At 50.7% G+C, this 21,882-nt stretch carries 18 protein-coding genes; 13 read left to right on the forward strand and 5 right to left on the reverse strand.

Annotated features, from left to right (window positions below; all coding sequences use genetic code 11):
• Positions 1 to 30: 30 nt before the first annotated feature.
• Both repB and repA read right to left on the reverse strand, forming a co-directional pair.
• The gene (gene repB, locus C0081_RS19720) at positions 31 to 1,041 is read right to left on the reverse strand and encodes a plasmid partitioning protein RepB (protein WP_101535456.1); all 1,011 of its coding nucleotides are present in this window, start codon (positions 1,039 to 1,041) and stop codon (positions 31 to 33) included.
• Between the two features lie 2 nt (positions 1,042 to 1,043).
• Positions 1,044 to 2,198, reverse strand: coding sequence for a plasmid partitioning protein RepA (gene repA, locus C0081_RS19725; RefSeq protein WP_101535457.1), 1,155 nt, complete (start codon positions 2,196 to 2,198; stop codon positions 1,044 to 1,046).
• A gap of 2,127 nt (positions 2,199 to 4,325) precedes the next feature.
• Between repA and C0081_RS19740 the strand changes: the two genes are divergently transcribed.
• The 9 genes from C0081_RS19740 (at position 4,326) to C0081_RS19780 (ending at position 12,968) form a co-directional block, all read left to right on the forward strand.
• Positions 4,326 to 5,138, forward strand: coding sequence for a FadR/GntR family transcriptional regulator (locus C0081_RS19740; protein WP_101535460.1), 813 nt, complete (start codon positions 4,326 to 4,328; stop codon positions 5,136 to 5,138).
• A 49-nt stretch (positions 5,139 to 5,187) separates the two neighbouring features.
• Positions 5,188 to 6,219 (forward strand): TRAP transporter substrate-binding protein, encoded by a 1,032-nt coding sequence (locus tag C0081_RS19745; RefSeq protein WP_101535461.1) that lies wholly within the window; start codon positions 5,188 to 5,190, stop codon positions 6,217 to 6,219.
• Positions 6,220 to 6,329: 110 nt separating this feature from the next.
• Positions 6,330 to 6,911 (forward strand): TRAP transporter small permease subunit, encoded by a 582-nt coding sequence (locus C0081_RS19750; protein ID WP_101535462.1) that lies wholly within the window; start codon positions 6,330 to 6,332, stop codon positions 6,909 to 6,911.
• On the forward strand, positions 6,911 to 8,236 hold the full coding sequence (locus tag C0081_RS19755) for a TRAP transporter large permease (protein ID WP_101535463.1): 1,326 nt from the start codon (positions 6,911 to 6,913) through the stop codon (positions 8,234 to 8,236). The genes C0081_RS19750 and C0081_RS19755 overlap by 1 nt, the downstream gene beginning before the upstream one ends.
• Before the next feature lie 101 nt (positions 8,237 to 8,337).
• Positions 8,338 to 9,486: a galactonate dehydratase gene (gene dgoD / locus C0081_RS19760; protein WP_101535464.1), complete on the forward strand. Its 1,149-nt coding sequence runs from the start codon at positions 8,338 to 8,340 to the stop codon at positions 9,484 to 9,486.
• Positions 9,480 to 10,121, forward strand: a complete 642-nt coding sequence (locus tag C0081_RS19765) for a 2-dehydro-3-deoxy-6-phosphogalactonate aldolase (RefSeq protein ID WP_101535465.1) — start codon at positions 9,480 to 9,482, stop codon at positions 10,119 to 10,121. The genes dgoD and C0081_RS19765 overlap by 7 nt, the downstream gene beginning before the upstream one ends.
• Positions 10,118 to 11,032 carry a 2-dehydro-3-deoxygalactonokinase gene (locus tag C0081_RS19770; protein ID WP_101535466.1) on the forward strand — a complete coding sequence of 305 codons (915 nt, stop codon included), beginning with the start codon at positions 10,118 to 10,120 and terminating at the stop codon, positions 11,030 to 11,032. Before C0081_RS19765 ends, C0081_RS19770 begins: the two co-directional genes overlap by 4 nt.
• A 15-nt stretch (positions 11,033 to 11,047) precedes the next feature.
• A complete protein-coding gene (gene gndA / locus C0081_RS19775) occupies positions 11,048 to 12,442 on the forward strand; it encodes an NADP-dependent phosphogluconate dehydrogenase (protein WP_101535467.1) in 1,395 nt (464 codons plus the stop codon).
• A 22-nt stretch (positions 12,443 to 12,464) separates the two neighbouring features.
• A complete protein-coding gene (locus C0081_RS19780; protein ID WP_180966971.1) occupies positions 12,465 to 12,968 on the forward strand; it encodes a gluconokinase in 504 nt (167 codons plus the stop codon).
• A gap of 65 nt (positions 12,969 to 13,033) precedes the next feature.
• Here the strand turns inward: C0081_RS19780 and C0081_RS19785 are convergent, their stop codons facing one another.
• On the reverse strand, positions 13,034 to 13,327 hold the full coding sequence (locus C0081_RS19785) for a WGR domain-containing protein (RefSeq protein ID WP_245418003.1): 294 nt from the start codon (positions 13,325 to 13,327) through the stop codon (positions 13,034 to 13,036).
• A 707-nt stretch (positions 13,328 to 14,034) separates the two neighbouring features.
• Here C0081_RS19785 and C0081_RS19790 point away from each other — a divergent pair.
• The 4 genes from C0081_RS19790 (at position 14,035) to C0081_RS19805 (ending at position 17,921) form a co-directional block, all read left to right on the forward strand.
• Entirely contained in the window at positions 14,035 to 15,021 is a 987-nt protein-coding gene (locus C0081_RS19790; RefSeq protein WP_245418004.1) for a Bug family tripartite tricarboxylate transporter substrate binding protein, read from the forward strand.
• Positions 15,022 to 15,116: 95 nt separating this feature from the next.
• The gene (locus C0081_RS19795; RefSeq protein ID WP_101535471.1) at positions 15,117 to 15,590 is read left to right on the forward strand and encodes a tripartite tricarboxylate transporter TctB family protein; all 474 of its coding nucleotides are present in this window, start codon (positions 15,117 to 15,119) and stop codon (positions 15,588 to 15,590) included.
• A gap of 7 nt (positions 15,591 to 15,597) precedes the next feature.
• Positions 15,598 to 17,109, forward strand: coding sequence for a tripartite tricarboxylate transporter permease (locus tag C0081_RS19800; RefSeq protein WP_101535472.1), 1,512 nt, complete (start codon positions 15,598 to 15,600; stop codon positions 17,107 to 17,109).
• Entirely contained in the window at positions 17,109 to 17,921 is an 813-nt protein-coding gene (locus tag C0081_RS19805; protein ID WP_101535473.1) for an HpcH/HpaI aldolase family protein, read from the forward strand. Before C0081_RS19800 ends, C0081_RS19805 begins: the two co-directional genes overlap by 1 nt.
• A 154-nt stretch (positions 17,922 to 18,075) precedes the next feature.
• Here C0081_RS19805 and C0081_RS19810 read toward each other — a convergent pair whose 3' ends face one another.
• Positions 18,076 to 21,102 (reverse strand): aminotransferase class III-fold pyridoxal phosphate-dependent enzyme, encoded by a 3,027-nt coding sequence (locus tag C0081_RS19810; RefSeq protein ID WP_101535474.1) that lies wholly within the window; start codon positions 21,100 to 21,102, stop codon positions 18,076 to 18,078.
• Between the two features lie 200 nt (positions 21,103 to 21,302).
• Positions 21,303 to 21,881 (reverse strand): hypothetical protein, encoded by a 579-nt coding sequence (locus C0081_RS19815; protein WP_101535475.1) that lies wholly within the window; start codon positions 21,879 to 21,881, stop codon positions 21,303 to 21,305.
• Position 21,882: the final 1 nt, after the last annotated feature.

Here is a 21,882-nt window from a genome sequence, read left to right on the forward strand (position 1 = left end):
TTGGCGGGTTTTTCGTTTTTGCAGATCACGTCATGATCGGTTGCCCTTCTCTGCTTCAAACGTGTTAATCAGCTCAGGTAAACGTTCAACCAAAAATGTCCCGAATCCTTGATCAATTTTCTTGTCAAAGACGAGGCTGAGTTTGGTCTTTTTGTCAGAGATTTTTACGGCCTTCTCACCACCAACAGTTTGCCATCGGTCATTTTGAACCGTTCGTGTTTTGGGTTGAAGCCGAAGCAAAACTGTTTCAAATCGATCATCGGAAAGTTTCGATTGAAACCCGTCTTCTTCAAGCACTTGAAATGCCAATGCGCGTGCGTTTTTATCCTCGACCAAATCCGCCAAGGCTGCCCATCGCGTGCGGCCGAAGCTCGCTGCGGGACCTATTGCCTCGATCAGTTTGCTTGGTAATTTATCAACAAGGGCAATCATGCGCGAGAGCGCGGCTTTATCAACGCCAATTGCGCTCATAATTATATCGCGACTGAAGCCTTGGTTTTCCAGTCGAAAGGCAAAGTAGGACCGCTCAATATAGGAAAGGTCTGTGCGAGCGTTGTTTTCTTGCCCTTGACTGACAACGAGCTCTTCGTTGGAGAGTTCTCGAACCACAGCATTAACAGGAATGCCAAGGGCCTTAACCGCAGCAAGCCTTCTATGCCCATAAGCAACTTGATAGCGCCCCAAGATTTCTGGATTGGGACGAACCAAGATAGGGACTTGTTGCCCGTGTTCACGAATTTGAGCCTGCAACGTTTGATCTTCTTCAACCGAAGTGCCGAGGCGATCACTCACAAACGAGCCATCAATCAACGCCGGGTCCAGTTCGACGACGGCGTGCCCTGCCCTTAGTTTTTCTTCCAGCTCTGAAGCCTTGTCAGCCCGTTGCGAAATAGTGCCTAATGATTTGGACAAAGCACCAATGGCCGTTGAGCGTTTCCCCGTTCGCGCCATACCTGCCAGTGGTCGATCCTGTTTGTCGGCAACCGGACCACTGGCCTGCTCACTGATATCACTCTGATCAAAGATGCCTTTTCGTGCCATGTCTATTTCCTTCCCCAAGTCGAAAGAATCTTATCTTCAATCTCAGAGTTTACTGCTGTGAGTGCATCCAGCGCACGGTCATAGGTTCCACGCGTAAATTGGCTGCGACTTACTTCATAGAGTGTTTGTTTTGTCAGGGCCGCATCAGAAATGGCTGTCGACTTCAGCATCTCATTTTCGAGAACCCGCTTGCCAAAGATTGAACGCATAAATCCGGTCATTTGGTTCTGAGGGCCATCGTTTGGTTCATAGCGCGTGATCAAATAGCGCATCCAATCATATGACATAGACCCTCCCGCATTTTCGACGACAGCAAGCAAATCACCAGTCATATTCAAAAATTGGCTCATTGACATAACGTCGAGCATCTGGGGATGGACCGTGATCAAAACGGCGGTGGCTGCGCAAAGAGCAGACAGTGTCAAAAAGCCAAGCTGAGGAGGACAGTCAATAACGACGACGTCATATGCACTTTCAATTTCAGACAGACAGGCAGCAATTCGAGCAAAGAACATGGCTTCTCGCTGCTGCCCATCTCCCAGAACTTTCGGCGTTTCGTGCTCAAACTCCATAAGTTCCAGATTGCCTGGGATCAAATGCAGGTTGGGCGTATAGGTCGCCCGGACGATATCCCTTATGTCAACACGGTCTTCATCGTAGCGGATCGCGCCATAAATGGTTTCGTTTTCGCCAACATCCAACTCCGGCTGATGACCAAACATAGCCGAAAGTGATGCTTGCGGATCCAGATCAATCGCTAAAACCCGATACCCCCGCAACGCCAAATATTGTGCCAAATGAGAAGACGATGTTGTCTTCCCACTTCCGCCTTTAAAATTCATCACGGAGATGACCTGAAGTTGTTCATCGCCCGTGCGGTGGCGCACATATTTACGTCCGCCTTTTAGGCCGTCGTCGAGAACGCCGCGCAGATTTTCAATGTCCTGTGCGGAGTAAAACCGCCTGCCATTTTCATTTGGTTTGGGGCCATGGCCTTCCGCAATAACCTGCCGAAGATATCCTTGATGAATACCAATAAAGGAAGCAGCCTCCGCGGGCGTAAATTTTCGCAGCTGCTTTTGAGCAGAAGGAGGAAACATTCTGAGTTGATGAGATTGCAATTGCCGCGATAATAGCTCGGCATCTGATGATACCATCGCTCGAAAAGACTCATCTAATGAAACGTCATCTGCCACAGCAAGGCACTCCAAATGCGTTTATTTTAAAAATTCCAAATAAATTCGCTGATAGTGATACCCGATTCTGTATCTGCGTGCAAAAGCTTTATAGTTAATGAAACGTAAATGAATCTTTGGCCGCTTGTTGTACATGTACAACCGTCAACTTGTTGCACGTGTACAACTGGTCTCGTTCCCTAAACTCAAAATTTGGCATCGAGATCTTGATGTTGTAGGGCTAAATCGCAATTGAATGAAAAAGAAAATTATCTGTGATGGTTTGGTATCAATCCTACAGCTTCAACTGTGCCCTCCCCTTTTCGAGCCCTGAGCAATCCAAAATTCATTCTCAACCATATTCAAACTTACAGTTTTTGTCAGATCGCGAATGGCTTGATGCTCGATCGGTTGCCTGCCGTTTTGTAGGTGTAAATTACAAAAATCAGACAACAAAAGAAACCCTTTCATTGGCAACTGGTCATCTACATAACCTGCAGGCTGGGTTCCCATCCTGAGCGACACACTACGGTTCAAGATTTCAGGCAACGCAATTCACATTATTTGCATGCATCAGATATGATTGAAACAACGATCACCCTCAGGAATGATAATAACACCGATAAAGGTCGCAGGTATCTTTAGCCGCTTGATTTGTGAACAACAAAAACATCGAAAAGGCATTTGCTGCATTGGGCTCACCTCTCTCATTAAGAAAGCCTTTGACCTTTATCTCTGTGTCAAAGAGCATGAGGATCAATCAATAATGGACCCCTTAATGTCAATTTGCACAACAACAAAGCTGGCCAATAACAACAGGCAGATGGTGGCTATCTCGTGCTCACTTTATGGCGCAAACTATCAAGTCGACAACAAGGCAGCTATCTCCATTTCCATGCCGCTGGCGAGGGCGTCCGCCTTTTAGCACAATCAATAGACATTGATCCGCCAGTTGATGACCCAACGGATCCACCTTAAATGACCGGCTTCCGTGCTTCGAGTTTCTAGTAAAAATGTGAGGGACCTTTAAGAGCTCATTGGCAGAGAATTCTCTGGGCTTTATCCCTTCTGCCACAAGCCAGGACTCCACCTGTTTTTCCTACACAAGACGTCTCACCCATGTTCGCGAATTCACCAAACACCTTGCTTTCACCTTTGCACGAAGTCTCGTTATGAAAAGTCGAAAATGTGTAAAGCTTTCGATTGCGGATACACAGGGTAGGATGAGAGCTTGCTTTGAGGCCTTTGTTGTAGTTACGGCCCCAAAAATGATCATTCCACAATCACCTGCTAAAATTACTTCTCGATGGGACATGCAGAGTTATCTGAAATGATCCGTTCTATAGAAAGCCGACGCCGAAACCGGCTTTGATGTCTCATGTCTCTCTATATCATCAAGCGGTAAATCAAGCTCATTCTGGTCGAGCGCTATGATCGCTAAGTCAGCAAAGAATAAATAATCCTAGAATTACATCAGTAAGTGTCACTTATTGGCACTGCGCGTCTCCCCGCCCAAAAAACAAAGACAGAGTGCATAACACACTGAACTCTGTCCAACGTGAGCGTTGCTTTGCTTTGGGTCCAACAACCAAGGCGACACATGTGTCAGGCAGTGCCATGGGTACTCGCGCACAACCTGAACCTCTCTGGGACACAATTAGCGGCGTCTCATGATCAGCCCAAGCTCGCTAATCCACTGAAAAGGAAGTCAAACACTGATGATAAAGGGCAGGGCACCCAATCAATAATGCGACAGATCGTCAGAATGGCGCGAGGTTTACACTAGCAGAAAACACATGGCAATTCATGCTAGCCGGCGAGGAGAAGGAAGGGAAGGGAAGGGAAGGGAAGGGTTGCACAGCGGCAAAGCTGGACATGAGGACGCTCAAACGTCACAATTTGGCGGCCTCAATTACATTCTATTCCCAAGCTTTTGATAATACACAACCTGATACATTCACCTAAAACCATCTATCTAATTGTTATATATACATATTTTCTCAAGATCTATATTGGCATAGAATAATTATTCTCTAAATGTCACATGACCTCTATACAAATGTCTGACATTTGATACCTTAACTTCTGACAATATTAGGAAGCCGCCCAATGAACATCAGTACCTTGTCACCGAAAGTTGGCACGCTCAGAGCAGCGGATAATATCGTTGCCGAGGAACTGGCTCGGCGTGCATTTGGTGGTGAACTCAAACCAAACGATGGCTTGCCTTCTGAAACAGAGCTTGCTGCACATTTTGAGATCAGTCGCGCCTCAGTTCGAAGTGGCCTCAAAACTCTTGAGACCCTCGGAATAATTGAACGGCAAGCCGGGCGGGGCACAAAGGTCCGGGATTTTGGTGAGTGGAACTTTCTTGACCCTCAGGTCAGCCAATGGATCGCTAGCCATGCCGCGCCCAATATGAACATTCTGAGCGATGTTTTCGAGTTTCGCCGTACCACTGAGCCATTGATTGCTTCGCTTGCAGCGGGCCGTGCAAACGCGCGGGATCTTCTGGCAATGGAAGAAGCCTTCGAGGTTATGGAAGCCAATTGGGAACGGCGCTCGGATTGTGCAGAGAGTTCTCTTTTCACGGCCGCAGACATTGCTTTTCACGAGGCTATTTATCGGGCTACCCATAATCTGGTGTGGGCACAAATCGTCCATATTTTACGCCCCGCCATTTTGCTTGTGATCCGAACCAGCAACGAGACAGCTGAAGAACTTCGGGAAAGCTTGGAGCGTCACCGCCAATTGATGGAAAGCATTCGGATGCGAGACCCTGAAGCCGCCCATACAGCAGCAGTCAGAATCCTGAACCAAACATGCCGTGACCTCGGATTGGCCGAAGATTCCGGCAACAAAGAAATTCTGTCTAACAGTCAGGCAGGAGATAAACCAACCATTTCTTCAAAGAAAACTTAGGGACGATTATCTAGCAATAACGCCGGATAACGAGCAAGGAGGTGCTCTTATGACATTTTCAAAACTACTACGCAAAAGTGGGGGACTGCTAGGCGCAGCACTCGGTTTGGTGATGGCTCACCAGGCAGCTGCGGCTGATTACGAGTGGACTTTTCAGACATCTGAAACCACAGGTGAACCACAGTTTGTGATCAAACAGCAATGGGCAAAAAACATTGAAGCCATGACCGACGGACGAGTCAAAATCGACATCCTGTCCACCGGTGCTGTTGTTCCGCATAACCAGACACTGGATGCCGTTGGTTCAGGTATTCTACAAGGTCACTTGACTGACCCAAGCTATTTCTCCGGTCTCAACCCAGCCTTTTCTATGCTTGGCAATCTGGTTGGCGCATGGGGCGACCCGCTTGAGTTTCTTGAATATATGCAATACGGCGGTGGTGAAGAGCTCTACAATGAATTGGTTGAGCCTTACAATGTCCATCTGATCGGTGCCGCAGCAACAGGACTGGAAGCGTTCGTCAGCACAAAACCAATCCGCACCGTTGCAGACCTCAAAGGTTTGAAAGTCCGTGCACCAGAAGGCATGGTTTACGACATTTTCACCAAAGCAGGCGCTTCTCCGGTTAACCTGCCAGGGTCTGAAGTCTACACCGGTCTTGAAAAAGGCGTGGTCGACGCAGCCGATTACACCGTCTTCTCAACCAACCACGCACAAGGTCTGCATCAGTTCGCTCGGTATCCGAACTATCCTGGCTTCCACTCCCTGCCAATGGTCGCGGTGTCCATTAACAAAGAAATCTGGGATGGCCTGCCAGCAGACATCAAACAGGTTATGGAAACCGCAACAGACGCAATGGCTTATGATCTTGTTTTCAAATTGAAAGCACGTGATCTTGTTGCTGTAACCGAAGCTCGTCAGGATGAAAATATCGAAATCATCGATATGGCACCTGAAGAACGCAAAAAGTTCCGCAACATTGCTAAAGATGAATGGGCAGTCTGGGCCAAGAAAAATGAATTGACCCAAAAAGTCTATGACTCGGTTGTTGCATTCCTTACGGAACGCAACCTTATGTAAAAAGACTTATGTCGGGCGGACACCCGTCCGCCTGACATACCTTTTTCCGCACTTCAAAAGCCTTTTACCTCAGGTACTTAAAGCGGATTTGTCTCCCAAAGGTTGCTTCCATGTCATCAGATCAAAACATCCCTGTTCCGGCAGAGGTTTCCGGCATTGATGGAGAGCTTAAAACCCCTCTTGATGCCGCCATTTACTGGTGTGGTCGCGGTTTAGCCTGGCTGGTTTTTCTTGCCATGCTCATCAGTGTCACAGAAGTCATCAGTCGATATGCCTTCGACAGCCCCACGTCTTGGGTCCATGAAACAACGGTCTTTCTAATCGCCATTATTTTCGCTCTGGGTGGGCCGATTGCTATGGCCAAGGACAAACATATTCGGGTGCGCATCATATATGATACCGTTTCCCCCAGAGTTCGCGTTTGGCTGGATGTCTTCAACAGTTTCATCACCCTTATCTTCGCATTCAGCATGACCTATGCCGCTTATGTGCTGTTTTGGCGCTCTGCTCATAATCCAATGGGTGACTTGCAGCTTGAACGCTCAGGCACCAGCTGGAACCCACCGTTCCCGGCGCTCACGAAGGGCGTCATTCTCCTCGCGCTTGCTATTATGGCAGCTCAGACAATATTGCATGTTGTCAAAGCGGTTCAGGCGTTAAACGACAATAAAACAAACAAGGAGATCCAGTGATGGGTGGTCTTGGTTTGCAGGCGCTTGGTATCGAATGGGGCACATATGTGCTCGTTGGCAGTATCTTCCTTCTGCTCCTGACAGGTTTGCCTTTGGCCTTTGTTACAGGTCTGGTTGCACTTGTCTTTACAATTGGCTGGTTTGGCCCCAATGCTCTTCCATTGGTAATCAGTCGTGTTTATGGCTTTGTCACGGAATATTCGCTGGTTGCCGTTCCCATGTTTGTCTTTATGGCATCTTTATTGGATCGATCGGGAATAGCGAAGGATCTCTTTTCGGGCATGCGGGTCTTGGCGGGCAGATTGCCAGGTGGCGTTGCTATTCAGACACTGGTCGTTGCCGTCTTTCTGGCAGCGATGTCCGGCATCATCGGTGGTGAAATCGTGCTTCTGGGCATTCTCGCGCTGCCACAAATGCTTCGTCTTGGATATGATCGCAAAATCGCCATTGGTGTGGTTTGTGGTGGTGGCTCTCTCGGCACCATGATTCCGCCGTCCATCGTGCTGATTATTTATGGTCTCATCGCTTCGGTATCAATTGCCGATCTGTTTGTCGCCGCCATCACGCCGGGCGTATTGCTCGCGTCCCTCTATATAATTTATGTATTGGTCCGCTGTTTGATAAACCCCGAATTGGCTCCGCCAATGCCTCCAATCCCAGTAGGGGAACGCAAGGCGGCCAAACGCCAAGCAATCAAAGCAGTGATTTTGCCCGCCGCAATCGCTTTCATGGTTCTGGGCACCATTTATGCTGGCATCGCATCCGTTACGGAAGCTGCAGCTATGGGGGTGTTGGGTGTGCTGATTGCGACCCTCATCCGGCGCGAGCTGGATTTCAAATTGGTCAACGATAGCGTCATGCAGACATTGACCACATGCGGCATGATCGTTTGGATTGGTATTGGTGCAGCAACCCTCGTTGGTGTCTACAACTTGATGGGCGGGAACCGTTTTGTCTCCGCAACCATTCTGGGTCTGGATGCAGCACCGGTCGTTATTATTATGGTTATGATGCTGATCTTGCTGGTCTTGGGCCTGTTCCTCGACTGGATCGGTATTGCCATGTTAACGCTGCCAATCTTTGTGCCAATCGTTATCCAGCTTGGTTACGACCCAATTTGGTTTGGCATTTTGTTTGCGGTCAATATGCAGGTTTCATTTTTGAGCCCGCCATTTGGTCCGGCGGCCTTCTATCTTAAAGGGGTTGCACCACCCGAGATTAGTTTGGGGGATATTTTCTCCTCGTTGCTCCCCTTCATCGCTATGCAGCTGATTGTGCTGGCATTGATGTTGGCCTTCCCCAATCTTGTGCTTTGGATGGTTTAAACCACCTTCCGACTAATCCGCTGAGGAAGAGCATTTCCACTTAATCCTCAGCGGTTCCCTTTCCTTTAAGGGAGAATATCTCCCCCTAATGGAGGCTTATTTTGAAAATCACAAAACTAAAAACATACATGGTTCCTCCGCGTTGGTTGTTCTTGAAAATCGAGACCGATGAAGGCGTCAGCGGCTGGGGTGAGCCGGTAATTGAAGGCCGCGCCCGGAGCGTCGAAGCCGCAGTCCATGAATATTCGGAACTGCTGATCGGACGGGATCCGCGTCACGTTCAGGACATCTGGCAAACCCTTTACCGGGGGAGTTTCTATCGGGGCGGGCCTATTCTAATGTCAGCAATTGCTGGGATCGACCAAGCCCTTTGGGATATTAAAGGCAAAGCCCTGGGCGTTCCCGTAGTAGAATTGCTCGGCGGGCCTGTGCGCGACACCATGCGCATGTATTGCTGGATTGGTGGTGATCGCCCAGCCGATGTTGGACGACAAGCCCTTGAAGTCAAGGAAAAGGGTTTTACAGCCTGCAAAATGAATGGCACCCCGGAATTGGCTATCGTGGATAGCCATGCCAAAATCGATGATGCCGTTGCACGGATTGCAGAAGCCCGTGCTGCTGTTGGCCCCGATTTTGGCATTGCAATAGATTTCCATGGTCGTGTCCACCGTCCCATGGCGAAGGCCTTGATGCGCGAGCTGGAACAATTCCATCCGATGTTTGTTGAAGAACCGGTGCTACCTGAGCATCTGTCATGTCTCAAAGAAATTGCTGGTGGACTGAGTTATCCAATTGCAGCTGGAGAACGCTTGCATACTCGGTTTGCTTTTCGCGATGTGTTGGAAGACCGTATGGTTGATATTCTTCAGCCTGACATCAGTCATTGTGGCGGCATCACAGAACTTTCCAAAATCGCCGTCATGGCTGAGGCCTATGATGTTGCAATAGCACCGCATTGCCCACTAGGGCCTTTGACTTTGGCTGCGTCTCTGCAAGTGGACTTTTTGTCTCACAATGCCTTTATTCAAGAGCAATCCATGGGCATTCACTATAATGTCGACAATGATGTTCTGGATTATGTCATGGACCCAACCCCGCTCAAAATTGAAAATGGTGTATTGCCGGTCCTAACTGGTCCGGGCCTCGGTGTTGAAATCAACGAAGAATTTGTTGAAGAAAAATCCAAGGTTGGCCATAACTGGCGCAACCCGGCTTGGAGACATGAAGATGGGAGCGTAGCGGAATGGTAAGCGATAACGCAGTAGCATTTGACAAAGCCTTTGCTCAAATGCCTTTGATCGCCATCCTGCGCGGTATTACGCCAGACGAGAGCGAAGCCATTCTCAAGATACTTGTAGAGGCAGGCTTCACTCTCATTGAAGTGCCATTGAATTCTCCCGATGCTTTCAAAAGTATCGAGCTGATGGCAAAATCCGCTCCTGAAGGTGTGCTGATCGGCGCAGGAACTGTGCTGCGCGCGCAAGATGTCAAACGTCTCAAAGAGGTTGGCGGCCGTTTTGTTGTGACGCCCAACACCGACCTCAGTGTCATTGAGGCATCCGTATCCAGCGATATGCCAATCGCCAATGGATGTATGACGCCAACCGAAGCGCTCGCAGCCGCAAAAGCCGGTGCGACTATCCTGAAAATCTTTCCTGCTGCTCGTCTTGGAGCAGGCTATATCAAAGATATCAAAGCGGTCCTCCCTCCCCAATTGCCAGTTGTGGCTGTTGGTGGTGTAGGGCCGAATGAGTTTGAAGAGTTTGTCGCCCATGGCGTTGTTGGCTTTGGTATCGGGTCGGATCTCTGGAAACCCGGACGCACTCCACAAGATGTTGCTGCATCGGCCAAAGCTCTTGTTGCTAAATGGGAGGCTATTCGATGAGCGATCAGTTGATTATTGTCGATTGGGGCACAACGGCTTTTCGTGCCTGGCTGATCGAAGCCGAAAGTGGCACCATTTTGGCTGAAATTCCCGATGGGTTGGGCATGCGTGCCTTGGCCCGCGAGGAATTTGCCGCTTATGCTAACAAACAACTGGCTCCATGGCGGAACACGCCGGTACCTGTTTATATGGCCGGTATGGTTGGCGCACCGCAAGGGTGGCAATGGGCGCCCCAGCCGCCGCTTCCCCTTGGACTATCAGACATTGCGCAACAGATTGTGCCCGTTACCGAGCTTGATAACGCCTTTATCATACCTGGGGTTTCCCAAAAGGGCGCACCACAGGATGCGGACGTGATCCGCGGGGAAGAGGTGCAAATTTGGGGTGCCTTGGAACTGACAGGACGGCAGAGTGCCACATTGTGCCTTCCCGGCACCCACAGTAAGTGGGCTCAGGTTGAAGCGGGCACATTTACACATTTTGCGACAGCAATGACAGGTGAAGTCTATGAAGTGATGCTCGAGCATTCCATTCTTGGGCTCATGGCAAACAAAAAGGCTCCCTTTAACTTGGATGCCTTCGTCAAAGGTTTGGAACAGGCCGAGCATGCAGGCGGTCTTTTGCATCATTTGTTCACGGCAAGGTCGCGCGTTCTTGCCAAAGAAATTGCCGAACCGGAAACCGCCAGTTATCTATCCGGCCTTCTAATCGGCAGTGAGCTTACCGGCCTCATTCCAAGCTCTTGCAGTCAACAGGATGAAATCCTATTGGTGTGTGCAGAGCAGCTTGCCAAACCATACGAAATTGCTTTAAGCCGTGCTGGTTATTTATGTCGGCACATCACGTCTCGTGACGCCACTCTGTGTGGGGTTCGTGCTGTTGCTCGCATGCACAATCCCGCCCTTCAATAAGAGGTTCTCCCCGCTATGCTTTCTCAATCATCAGCTGATATTGCAGTCATTGGACTAGGTGTTATGGGGCTCAATCTTGCCCTAAACTTTGCAGATAGCGGCTTTAAAGTCGCCGCATTTGACCCTTTTCCTGAGGTGGTTGAAAAAGTACGCGGGGGCCTTGAGCCCAAGGTTGGTGTAACAGGCGCATTGGAAGAGCTTATTGGCAGTTTGAAAAAACCAGCCAAAATATTGATCATGGTGAAAGCAGGCGGGCCTATTGATGGTGTGATCAATTCGCTCATTCCGCTTTTGGCTCCAGGCGACATCATCATGGATGGTGGCAATACCCTGTATCAAGATACAGTTCGGCGGCAAGACACACTGGCCGAACATGGCATTCACTTTGTTGGTTTGGGCGTCTCAGGCGGTCAAGAAGGCGCACGGCATGGACCAGCTCTTATGGCCGGAGGCGCTCCAGAAGCAGTCAAAGCCGTTGCACCGCTGTTGTCAGCCATTGCTGCTCGTGCACATGATGGCACACCTTGTTACGCCGCCCATGGTCCGGGTGGGGCAGGGCACTTTGTCAAAATGGTGCATAACGGTATCGAGTATGCCCTCATGCAAATGCTGGCTGAAGCCTATTTGTTAATGTCTGATCCGGGCAATATGTCCGCATCGGAGATTTCAGCAGCCTTTGAAGACTGGAATAAAGGCCCAGCCGCTTCCTACCTGATTGAGATTTCGGCCACAGTTATGGCAACGAAGGATCTGGCAACAGGCAAACCACTTGTCGAGCTTATTCGAGACCGTGCCGGCCACAAAGGGACGGGCCGCTGGACCGTCGAAGCCGGTTTTGATTATGGCATTGCCTTGCCGGCTGTCGCTGCGGCCTTTCTTGCCCGCGCACTATCTGCACGCGACCGGCTGCCGGACACCCGCGCCAAACTCGATTACACCCCAGATATGGTGACGAACATTGCTGGTATGATTGGCGAAGCTTTTCCTGCCGTTATGCTTGCCGCCTATGCACAAGGATTTGACCTGATCCAAGCCGCATCAGACGAACAGCATTGGGATACAGATTTGCGTGCCGTTGCCAAAGGGTGGCGGGCCGGTTGTATTATTCGGGCGGCCATGCTCGACCCTATATCGTCCAGCTTGGACAATGGAGACATACTAGCCAGCGAATTTGCCGCCAAAACACTGGCGGCCTCAGAGCGCCCGCTAAGGCAAATCGTTCAATTTGCCACGGCAGCAGGCGTTCCGGTTCCTGCGCTTTATTCGGCATTAGCCTGGTTGGATGCGCGACGCTGTCCTGTTCTGGGAGCCAATCTCATTCAGGGGCAACGCGATCTGTTTGGTGCGCACACCTTCGAACGTATCGATCAGGCGGGCGTATTCCACCATGATTGGGACGATCAGGCTTGACAATAAAAAGGGGACCTTCGGTATGATCATTGTCGTCATGGGAATATCCGGCACGGGCAAAAGCACGCTGGGAAGACAGATCGCAGAGCACCTTGGCGTCCCCTTTGTTGAGGGTGATGATTTTCACTCGCCCCAAAATGTAAGCAAAATGGCCGCTGGACAACCGCTAACCAACGAGGATCGGCAACCGTGGCTGGCTTCGCTTGCCAGTGCTATGTCCGACTGGGCCAGTAAGAATGAAACACGCGTTGTCAGTTGTTCTGCACTGCGCAAACAATATCGTGACTGTTTTAGGAGCGCAGCATCTGATCTGCGTTTCCTTTTTCTGGATGGGTCCCTGGATTTGGTGCGTCAGCGAATGCAGCAGCGTGACAATCACTTCATGCCAGCAGAGCTTGTTGAAAGCCAGATGGAGACCCTAGAATATCCTGTCGATGAGACAGATGTGATCAGGCTCGACGTGTCTCGACCGACAAAAGAGCTTGTTGACGATGCGGTTTCTGCTTTGCAACCTTCTCTATCATAAACCCAGTCTGCATAATCAATGATCTGGTTCGCTTGGATCCGAGTGCCCCGACAATCTCCTTTGCATCAAAGCGGAACCTGTGGTTGACGTAATTGCATAGGGGCGGCATGGCTTGGCACATACCCGCGTCGTTTCTTGATCCCTGCCACTTTCTCCAGCGCGCTGCTGGCGTCTGAAATACTTGTGAACCATTGCCGTTTGGCTTGACCGTTTGAACCGATGCGGCCCCATCGCCGAATGAGGCACCAGTCTTCAAACAAGGTCCTTTCGATACGTAAGTGATAAAAGCGGTGCATATTTTTCTCAGGATTGGTCTTGCGAAGATCGGCTTGCATCGCGGTACTTTTAAGCGGTTTCAATTGTCCTTTTCCTCCAAAAACGAGAAGCAGATTCTACACGGCAGGTCCTGCGAAGTTTGGTTGAGAGGGCTTGTTAAAAACACCAAATGCTCACCATACATCGGTACCAATGCTGATGATCCAAACGACTGCTTTTCGTTATCAGCATCCCCATGCCAATTTTACTAAACATATGACTAACTTCACTAAAATGAATATTGAACGCCACTAAATAGTATGGTAGTCCTTTTGATAACATGGAGGAAGTGGGATACGTTGGAGGAAACCTCGTTTACCGCGTTAAAACGCATCTATTGCGGCTGCCATTAATTTTTTGTAGGCCAAAAATCCTTTGGCTCACAAGTATGGTAAACACACAAATTCTGAAATTTCCGCAGCTCGCCGCTTTCTGGTCTGTTTATGTCTCCGGTGTCGTCCATCGGGGTAAATATAGGGTGTTTTATGATGCCGGTGGAACGGTGAGTGCATCTAGGCCCACCTGCTGAACGCTCTACTAAAACTTGGCGAGAGCGGCAGAGAGCTAGGCAACGAGACAATCGATCATCAGTCATTGGTGGTTTCATCAAGGACTGCAAGACAAATGCAAACAGGCATGGAGGCAGGCTTGTTTGTAAAGAAATGGTCCTCAAGCGGGTAGATGTCCGGCTGAAGGCCCCCAAAATAAGCTCTCTACTGGAGAGGTTATTCATCTAAATATGGAGGAATTCATGATGAAAATTACCGTTAAGACGTTACTTGGCGCAACGGCACTGAGTCTCGGTGCACTGGTTGCAACGCAGGCAGCTGCGGAGTGCGATTGGAAACCTGAGCGGGCTGTGACCTATGTCGTGCCTTGGGGTGCAGGTGGGGGTACAGATGCCAACTCGCGCATGCTTGCCAGTATGCTCAGCAACGAAATGGGGCAACCCTTCAACGTGGTCAACCGGACGGGTGGCAATGGTGTTACGGGTCACTCTGCACTCGCACGCGCGAAAGCTGATGGATACACAGTGGGCGCTGCTACAGTAGAAATCAACACGATGCACTGGGTTGGTCTTACAGACCTTACCTATAAAAACATCACACCGATCGCATTGGTCGACGTTGTTCCTGCCGGTTTCACAGTGAAGGCAGATTCTCCCTATAACAGCCTCAAAGAAGTTCTCGATGTTGCCAAGGCCGAACCGGGCAAGCTTACCGCTTCTGGTACATCGCAGGGCGGAATTTGGCATCTGGCTCTGGCCGGTATGCTCAATGCTGAAGGTATGGATCCCGCATCAATCCGCTGGATTCCGTCCAAAGGTGCCGGTCCTGCCATGAAAGAATTGATGGCCGGAGGCGTGGACGTGGTGACCGTTGCACAATCGGAAGCCAAAAACCTGATCGAACAGGGTGAGTTGAAGGGTCTGGGCTACATGCATAGCGAGCGCATGGCCGCACTGCCTGACATTCCTACAACCGCTGAGCAGCTTGATTCCGGCTGGACACTGGCAGCCTTCATCACCGTATCTGGCCCCGAAGGCATGGACAAAGAGATCGCTTGCTCCTACGAGAAAGCCGCTCTGAAAGTCATGGCAACCAAAGAATGGGCTGAATTCAAAGCCAGCCGCGGTGCTGATGTCGTGCTCATGGGGACTGAAGAACTCAACGCATTTGTCAAAAAATCTGATGCGGCGCTTGGCGAAACGATTAAAGCAATCGGCCTCGCAAAATAACATCTGGCGTGTGACTGTCATGTCACGTTTCTATCCGGGGCAGGCTTTTAAGCCATGCCCCGGCCTTATATTCCCTTGAAGAAGTGAGCGACAGCATGATCAACAAGGATGTCTTGACCGGCTCTATATTGGCCGGTTTCGGTGCGTGGTTTTCGTGGGAGGCAAAAAGCTTTCCAACGTTGGGCGGAATGACACAAGGACCGGGGCTTTTCCCCACTATCGCTGGCATTGGCCTGGTGGTTTGCGGACTTCTGGTTTTGACAACGGGTCTCATCGAAATGCGCAGAACTGACGGGCCGCATGAGGTGTCACCACCAATGTCACGACAGGCCTGGATCAATAGCTTCGCCGTCATATTTGGCGTTATTCTGTTCGCTGTTTTTCTGGATACACTCGGCTTCCATCTGGTTGCTCTGCCCCTGACGCTCGGACTTTTTATTCTGTTCGGGATCACTTGGTGGAAATCGTTGTTGTTGTCCGTGGGTGTGACCGTTTTGGTGCATCTGATCTTTTATTCCTTCCTGCATGTCCCGTTGCCTTGGGGTCTGCTCGAAGCTTACGCTTGGTGAATTGATCATGTTCACAGACATTCTTATGAACGTCCTCGCTCCGGACAATCTTATCATCATTCTAGCGGCGACCTTCTATGGTTGTTTTGTTGGTGCCGTACCGGGGCTCACCGCGACAATGGCGGTTGCTTTGCTGGTTCCCTTTACATTTTTTCTCGATCCAACACCTGCGATCAGTGCCATTGTCGCTACCACCACTACAGCGATTTTTGCAGGCGATATTTCAGGTACATTGCTGCGCATTCCAGGAACTCCGGCTTCGGCCGCCTATGTAGACGATGCATTTAACCTAAGCCAACAGGGCCGCGCACGAACCTCGCTCTTCGTTTCACTCATAACTGGAGCGGTCGGCGGTGTGATCGGCGTTCTTATTTTGATGCTTGTTGCTCCCCAATTGGCCCGCATTGCCATCAGCTTTTCAAGTTTTGAAACCTTCTGGCTAGCTGGATTGGGGCTCAGTTGCGCCGTATTTGTCGGTCGGGGAACAGTTCCCAAGAGCTTCGCCAGCCTATTTATCGGTTTGGCTATCGCTTCGGTTGGCATTGATGTTGCAGTCGGTCATCCACGCTATACCTTTGGGGTTCCCGATTTATTGGACGGGATCAGCTTCATTCCGGCAATGATCGGTATTTTTGCTTTTTCAGAGGTGTTGCGAAATGCGCAATCACTGGATCAACCAGAACAAAAGGTTCTTCAGGTTACTGAAAATGTCATCTCAGCTTTGGGCCGCGCGCTAAAAATAGTAGCAAAATTCCCGACGACCATTTTGCGCTCATCTGTACTGGGCACCATGGTTGGTGCATTGCCCGGAGCAGGAGCCGATATTGCGGCCTGGATTTCCTATGCTATTGCGAGACGGTTTTCCAAAGACCCTGACTCTTTCGGTAAGGGCAGCCTTGTTGGTATCGCTGCAGGCGGGTCTGCCAATAATGCGGCCATTGGCGGAGCGTGGACTCCTGCGTTGGTCTTCGGCATCCCCGGGGATTCTGTTACAGCTATCGCCATCGGTGTGTTGCTCCTTAAAGGCATGTCGCCCGGACCACGGATCTTCACCGATCAGCCTGAACTAACCTCATCGTTGTTTGGCTCCTTTCTGGTAGCTAACATTATGATGGTACCCGTCGGCATTCTCGCAGTTCTCGCCTCCACGTATATTCTCAAGGTACCACGCGCTGCCATGGCACCTATTATCCTGCTGTTTTCACTGGTTGGTGCCTTTGCAATTGCCGGCACAGTAACTGCGGTCTGGATCGTGCTGGTGTTGGGTATCATGGGGTATTACATGGAGAAAGTCGGTATCCCGCTTGCTCCGGCTATCCTTGGTATCGTGCTGGGTAAAATTATCGAAGACAATTTCATGATCTCGATGATCAAGGCACAGGGTGATTTCTTACTGTTTTTCGAACGTCAATATTCGCTAGTGCTTGGCGTTATCACACTGGCGCTTTGGGCACTGCTGATTGTGCGGGCCATTCGCGAAGTGATCCGCCCAAGATCGATACAGAAAGGTAAAAAATAATGAAAAAGAATAACTGGCTACGCGAGCAAATCGCTAGTGGCCGATGTGTCCGTTCCATTTGGTTGGAACTAGCCAGTCCTGCTGTGGCCGAAGCTGCGGTTTGGGCCGGCTGGGACTGTGTGATGATCGACAACGAACATGGGCCTGCAGGCTTGGAGACAACTGCCAACATGCTACGCGCCATTGAAGCTGCTGGTGGACATGCTCTCGTTCGTGCGCCTTGGAATGACCAAGTGTATCTCAAACGTTTGATGGAAATCGGCGCAAAATCAATCATGGTGCCGATGATTTGCGACAAGGAAGCCGCTGAGGCCGCTGTCGCGGCGACACATTACCCACCCAAAGGCACGCGCGGCTACGCAGCGCCTGTTGGCCGCGCCTCACACTACGGCACGAACACCGACTACCTGCATAGCTCGAATGACGAATTGTTCCTCATCGCTCAAATCGAGCATAAAGATGCCATCCCCAACATTGAAGAGATCGCTGCTGTCGATGGCATTGATATGCTTTTCATCGGCCCAAACGACCTGGCTGGTACAATTGGTCTGTTGGAGCAATTGGGCGAAGACGCCGCAGAAGAGCTTTCCGCCACAGCTGAAGCGCGGATTACAGCAACGGGCAAACTGATGGGTACGGTTGGTCGGCCCCGTTGGACCTTTGGTGAATTGAAAGACCGAGGCCATTCATTGTTGATCGGCCCGGGTGACATTGGGCTCTTTATGAGTGCGGCTCAGGCCGCTGCCAGGGATATGGATAAAGAAACTGGACAGACGGCACCTAAGCCTGTTCCCTCGTCTAACCATTACTAAATTCTGGGTCTTTGCACTCTACAATCGCGAATGTCCGAACAATAATTCGGGCATTCTGACTCATCTGATATGCGTAACATCGTGTTGAACCCTACAAAACCGAAACAATCGCATCCTACTTAATGTCATGATCCCGTATCGTCTGTGATCCTGATTACAAGCTGTCACGAGGGGCATCACTGGCTCCCATTTCAACTTCCGCTAAAATACTATCGAGAACCATCACGATCATGTCGACATCGGCCGATTCAATCGTGAGGGGAGGGCGGATTTTCAAGATATTATCCTTGGGCCCCTCGCTTCCGATCAGAATACGGTGATCGCGCATACGGTTCTTAATATATGAGCAAATCTCGGTTGCTTCGGATCCGTCTGAATGGATCAGCTCTAGTCCAACAAACAATCCCATACCACGCACGTCGCCTACGCAGCGGTATTTTGCCTCCAGTGTTTGGAGCTCCGCGATCAGCTGTGTACCCATGAGGCGTGCATTGTCCTGAAGCCCCTCGTCATCCACAATGTCCAACACTGCCTTGCCAATCCGGCAGGACAGGGTAGAGCCGCCAAAGGTGGAGAAAAACTCGATACCGTTGTCAAAACTCTCGGCAATTGCCTTGGATGTTACGACGACGCCCAACGGATGGCCATTGCCAATGGGCTTGCCCAAGACCACGATGTCAGGCACCGCGCCCTGATGTTCAAAGCCGAAGTAATATTCACCAAGGCGCCCCAAGCCGGTCTGGACCTCGTCGGCGATGCAAACACCGCCAGCAGCGCGGATCTTTTGATACACCGCAGCGAGGTAGCCCTGAGGCGGTATAATCTGGCCGCCGACTGAAGGAAAGGTCTCAGCAATGAACCCCGCAAGCCCATGGCCTCTTCCTTTCAATGCAGAAATAGCGGGGTCTATGAGATCAGCAAATTTTTGCGCCCGCTCTGGGTCATCCCGGCGGAAAGCCCCTCGATAGTCATCGGCCACGTCAACAAGCTCGACCCAATCGGCTTTGCCTACACCACCGGGTTTGTTGAACTTATAGGCAGAAATGGCGACCGCTCCGGTGCTGTTGCCATGATACCCATGATCGGGGGTGACCATGCCTTTTGCACCGGTATGAGCGCGAGCCAAACGCAACGCCAATTCATTTGCCTCGGTACCGGAATTGACAAAATAGCAGACTTGAAAAGTCTCAGGCAACTTCGATCGTATTTTGTCAGCAAAAGCCGTTTGTGCCGGATGCAAATAACGCGTATTTGAGTTTATGCGTTTGAGTTGATCCGCCGCCACGGCCTGTATCCGTGGGTGTGCGTGGCCCACATGGGGCACGTTGTTGTATGCATCCAGATAGGGACGGCCCCATTCATCGAACAGGTGATGCTTCCAGCCCCGAACCAACATGATCGGGTCTGTATAGGTCAGACTGAGATTGCCACCAAAATGCGCACGTCTTTTGTCCAAAATCTCACCCTTGTCGGTGGGATAATAGCGCACTTTATCGTCGGGCAGATTAAGCAACGCCGCCGGGTTCGGACAAACCGCCCGCCACAAATACATTTCATCCGGATCACCGACGCCGGGCCAGTCGGCCTCTATCCCTTGCGTGGTTAGAGCGAGTTGGAAATGGACATGTGGCGCCCAGCCTCCATTCATGGTCGGATCGCCCAATCGGCAGAATTTTTCACCCTTTTTGACTACATCGCCGGGTTTTAGACGATCGAGAAACTCGGGATCAAGGTGGCCATAAAGTGTGTAGAACGGATCGCCCTGCGGCGTTTGATGCCGCAGAATGATGACACCACCATAATCGAGATGGGTGTCGCGATTTTCGGCGACAAAGACCACCCCTTGTAGAGGAGCATACATCGGTGTTCCCGCCGGGGCAAAAGCATCGACAGCCAAATGGACCGTTCGCCGATCACTGGCTTTCCAAGGCCCCTTGCGGAAAGCCTTATCGGTATAGATCAGCCTTGGTTCATGATAATACCCCAGCCAGATCCGGCCATTATCCTCAAACTCTTCCCCCACACGGGCGGCTTCCTCCAAAGGCATATGCAAAGGATTTTGCGGCCATGTCGAGCTTTCCACCGATAGGGACCCCATTGGTGTATCTCTCAAATCCTCTCCCATCAGCGGCGCAAAACTGCCGCGTTCTGTCTCCAACCAGCGCATAATACGATCCGCGCCGTCGACAACGGGCAAGGCGCAAGCGGTACGAAGGCGAGCAGAGAGAAGCCCGCCATGAAGATCATGACTTTCTAGAAAATCCCATGCGGGTGCCTGAGATATGGTCACATACGGGTCGGCGGGGTTCTCGGTCGCCATCATGGTTGAGTTCACCACACTAACCGCAAGGCGTGCCCGTAGGAGTGGCCAGAGCAAGTCGATCTCTTGGGCCGTCAGCGGGTAAACCGTCTGATAACCGGCCACCAAGGCTGCCAGTGCAATCTCCGGGGTGGGATGGTCCAGAACCAAATAGGCCGCGGCTATAGCAAGATCACAGATTCTTGGTGCAGAGCACATATCGCCAAAGTCGATCAAGCCGGACACCGTCGGCGCGCCGAGTTTGCCAGTTATGAGAATATTATAGTCATTGGCGTCGTTGTGAATCGCCTGCTTGGGCAGCGCATCCAAAGCCGGTTTGATCACCTCGAACTCAGTGTGGATCCGGTCCAGAAGAGCCTTACGAACAGGATCACTAATACAGTCGAGCTCCGCGGCGAACCACCCCGCTTGCATCAAGTTCCATTTAAAATCCCGATCCAACTGCGGGTGTTGAAAATCCTTCAGCGCCTTGGCTGCACGGCCAAGGACCTGCCCCACCTCATAGATCAGCGCGGCGGATTTGGGAGCGGAGAGGGCGTAGCATTTGCCAGGCAGCTCTTCAATGACCCAAACCAGACGCTCGACGCCAGTTGCATCGGCTAAACGAAGAAACTTTGCGCCTGATGCGGCAGCAATGACTCTGGGGCTAGGCAGGGTTGGATCGGCCGCGTGGATGTGATCCATCGCTTGAATCTGCAGTGCAACCAGCCACTCTTCGCAATCGGGACGCATGACTTTGACGACATAACCGACCCCGTTGCCGGACCCTGCCAGAAAATTGAGGTCATACTCCCCATCCAAGCGGCGCAACTGTGCGGTGATGCCCCAATTGGCTTGTAAAGCCAGTGCCCAGTGATCCATGTGCTGCCCCCAAATTGTCAAGAAAGTATATTCAAACCAAACTCGTAGGACCGTTATTCCGCATATATGCTCGCACTTCAAGATGGGCCAATCAGAATGCTGAAGTTACCTGTGGCACATTGCGCAACAATATCGATCGCCGTCAGCGAGAATCCTATTACGGCTCTGCATAACGACCTTGTTGCGGCCTATCTGGAATATCATTTGGAATCGTGATGCGATAATTCTTGTTTTTGTCGATAGCCTTCCGCGTCACCATATTCAAGAAACTCAGGATAATGGCGATGCACACCGGGCATGCGCTTTGCGTGTTTGATCGGGCACCAGTATTTTTCAGTCTGTGCAGCAACCTCAACGGCATAGGCCAACAATCCATTGCCATATGAACAATACATGCAATTGAGTTTCTCTAACCCATTGAGGTAGGAAAGATATTTGCGATCAAACGCAATATAGTCCGCTCTTTTAACGGCCTTAATGCGATAAATTGGGAAACAAGTCACCTGATAGAGCGTCAGAAAAAGGTCTAGCAAAATAAAAGGGACCAAACCCGAATAGATGATAGGTGCCGTCAAAACAACCAAAGGGCGAGCACCGGCTATGTAAAGCACAAGCTTTTGCTTTAATGCTTTATGCTGCCGTTCAATATCGCGCGCAAACCCGATCTTGCGCTGTTCCATGTTATAGCTGAACAGTTTTCGACGGCTCTCGAGTTCCTGTTCCAAGTCAGCCTCCAATTCACGTATCCTCTCTGCGAGAGCAACAACTCTATCCCTCATC

The sequence above is a fragment of the Cohaesibacter celericrescens genome (assembly GCF_002866925.1).
GTDB lineage: Bacteria > Pseudomonadota > Alphaproteobacteria > Rhizobiales > Cohaesibacteraceae > Cohaesibacter > Cohaesibacter celericrescens.

What these genes read in the sequence shown, in the direction of transcription:
- repB (WP_101535456.1), bottom strand. Translation starts at nt 1,041, where the DNA reads ATGGCACGAAAAGGCATCTTTGATCAGAGTGATATCAGTGAGCAGGCC.
- repA (WP_101535457.1), bottom strand. Translation starts at nt 2,198, where the DNA reads ATGGTATCATCAGATGCCGAGCTATTATCGCGGCAATTGCAATCTCAT.
- C0081_RS19740 (WP_101535460.1), top strand. Translation starts at nt 4,326, where the DNA reads ATGAACATCAGTACCTTGTCACCGAAAGTTGGCACGCTCAGAGCAGCG.
- C0081_RS19745 (WP_101535461.1), top strand. Translation starts at nt 5,188, where the DNA reads ATGACATTTTCAAAACTACTACGCAAAAGTGGGGGACTGCTAGGCGCA.
- C0081_RS19750 (WP_101535462.1), top strand. Translation starts at nt 6,330, where the DNA reads ATGTCATCAGATCAAAACATCCCTGTTCCGGCAGAGGTTTCCGGCATT.
- C0081_RS19755 (WP_101535463.1), top strand. Translation starts at nt 6,911, where the DNA reads ATGGGTGGTCTTGGTTTGCAGGCGCTTGGTATCGAATGGGGCACATAT.
- C0081_RS19765 (WP_101535465.1), top strand. Translation starts at nt 9,480, where the DNA reads ATGGTAAGCGATAACGCAGTAGCATTTGACAAAGCCTTTGCTCAAATG.
- C0081_RS19770 (WP_101535466.1), top strand. Translation starts at nt 10,118, where the DNA reads ATGAGCGATCAGTTGATTATTGTCGATTGGGGCACAACGGCTTTTCGT.
- gndA (WP_101535467.1), top strand. Translation starts at nt 11,048, where the DNA reads ATGCTTTCTCAATCATCAGCTGATATTGCAGTCATTGGACTAGGTGTT.
- C0081_RS19780 (WP_180966971.1), top strand. Translation starts at nt 12,465, where the DNA reads ATGATCATTGTCGTCATGGGAATATCCGGCACGGGCAAAAGCACGCTG.
- C0081_RS19790 (WP_245418004.1), top strand. Translation starts at nt 14,035, where the DNA reads ATGATGAAAATTACCGTTAAGACGTTACTTGGCGCAACGGCACTGAGT.
- C0081_RS19795 (WP_101535471.1), top strand. Translation starts at nt 15,117, where the DNA reads ATGATCAACAAGGATGTCTTGACCGGCTCTATATTGGCCGGTTTCGGT.
- C0081_RS19800 (WP_101535472.1), top strand. Translation starts at nt 15,598, where the DNA reads ATGTTCACAGACATTCTTATGAACGTCCTCGCTCCGGACAATCTTATC.
- C0081_RS19805 (WP_101535473.1), top strand. Translation starts at nt 17,109, where the DNA reads ATGAAAAAGAATAACTGGCTACGCGAGCAAATCGCTAGTGGCCGATGT.
- C0081_RS19810 (WP_101535474.1), bottom strand. Translation starts at nt 21,102, where the DNA reads ATGGATCACTGGGCACTGGCTTTACAAGCCAATTGGGGCATCACCGCA.
- C0081_RS19815 (WP_101535475.1), bottom strand. Translation starts at nt 21,881, where the DNA reads ATGAGGGATAGAGTTGTTGCTCTCGCAGAGAGGATACGTGAATTGGAG.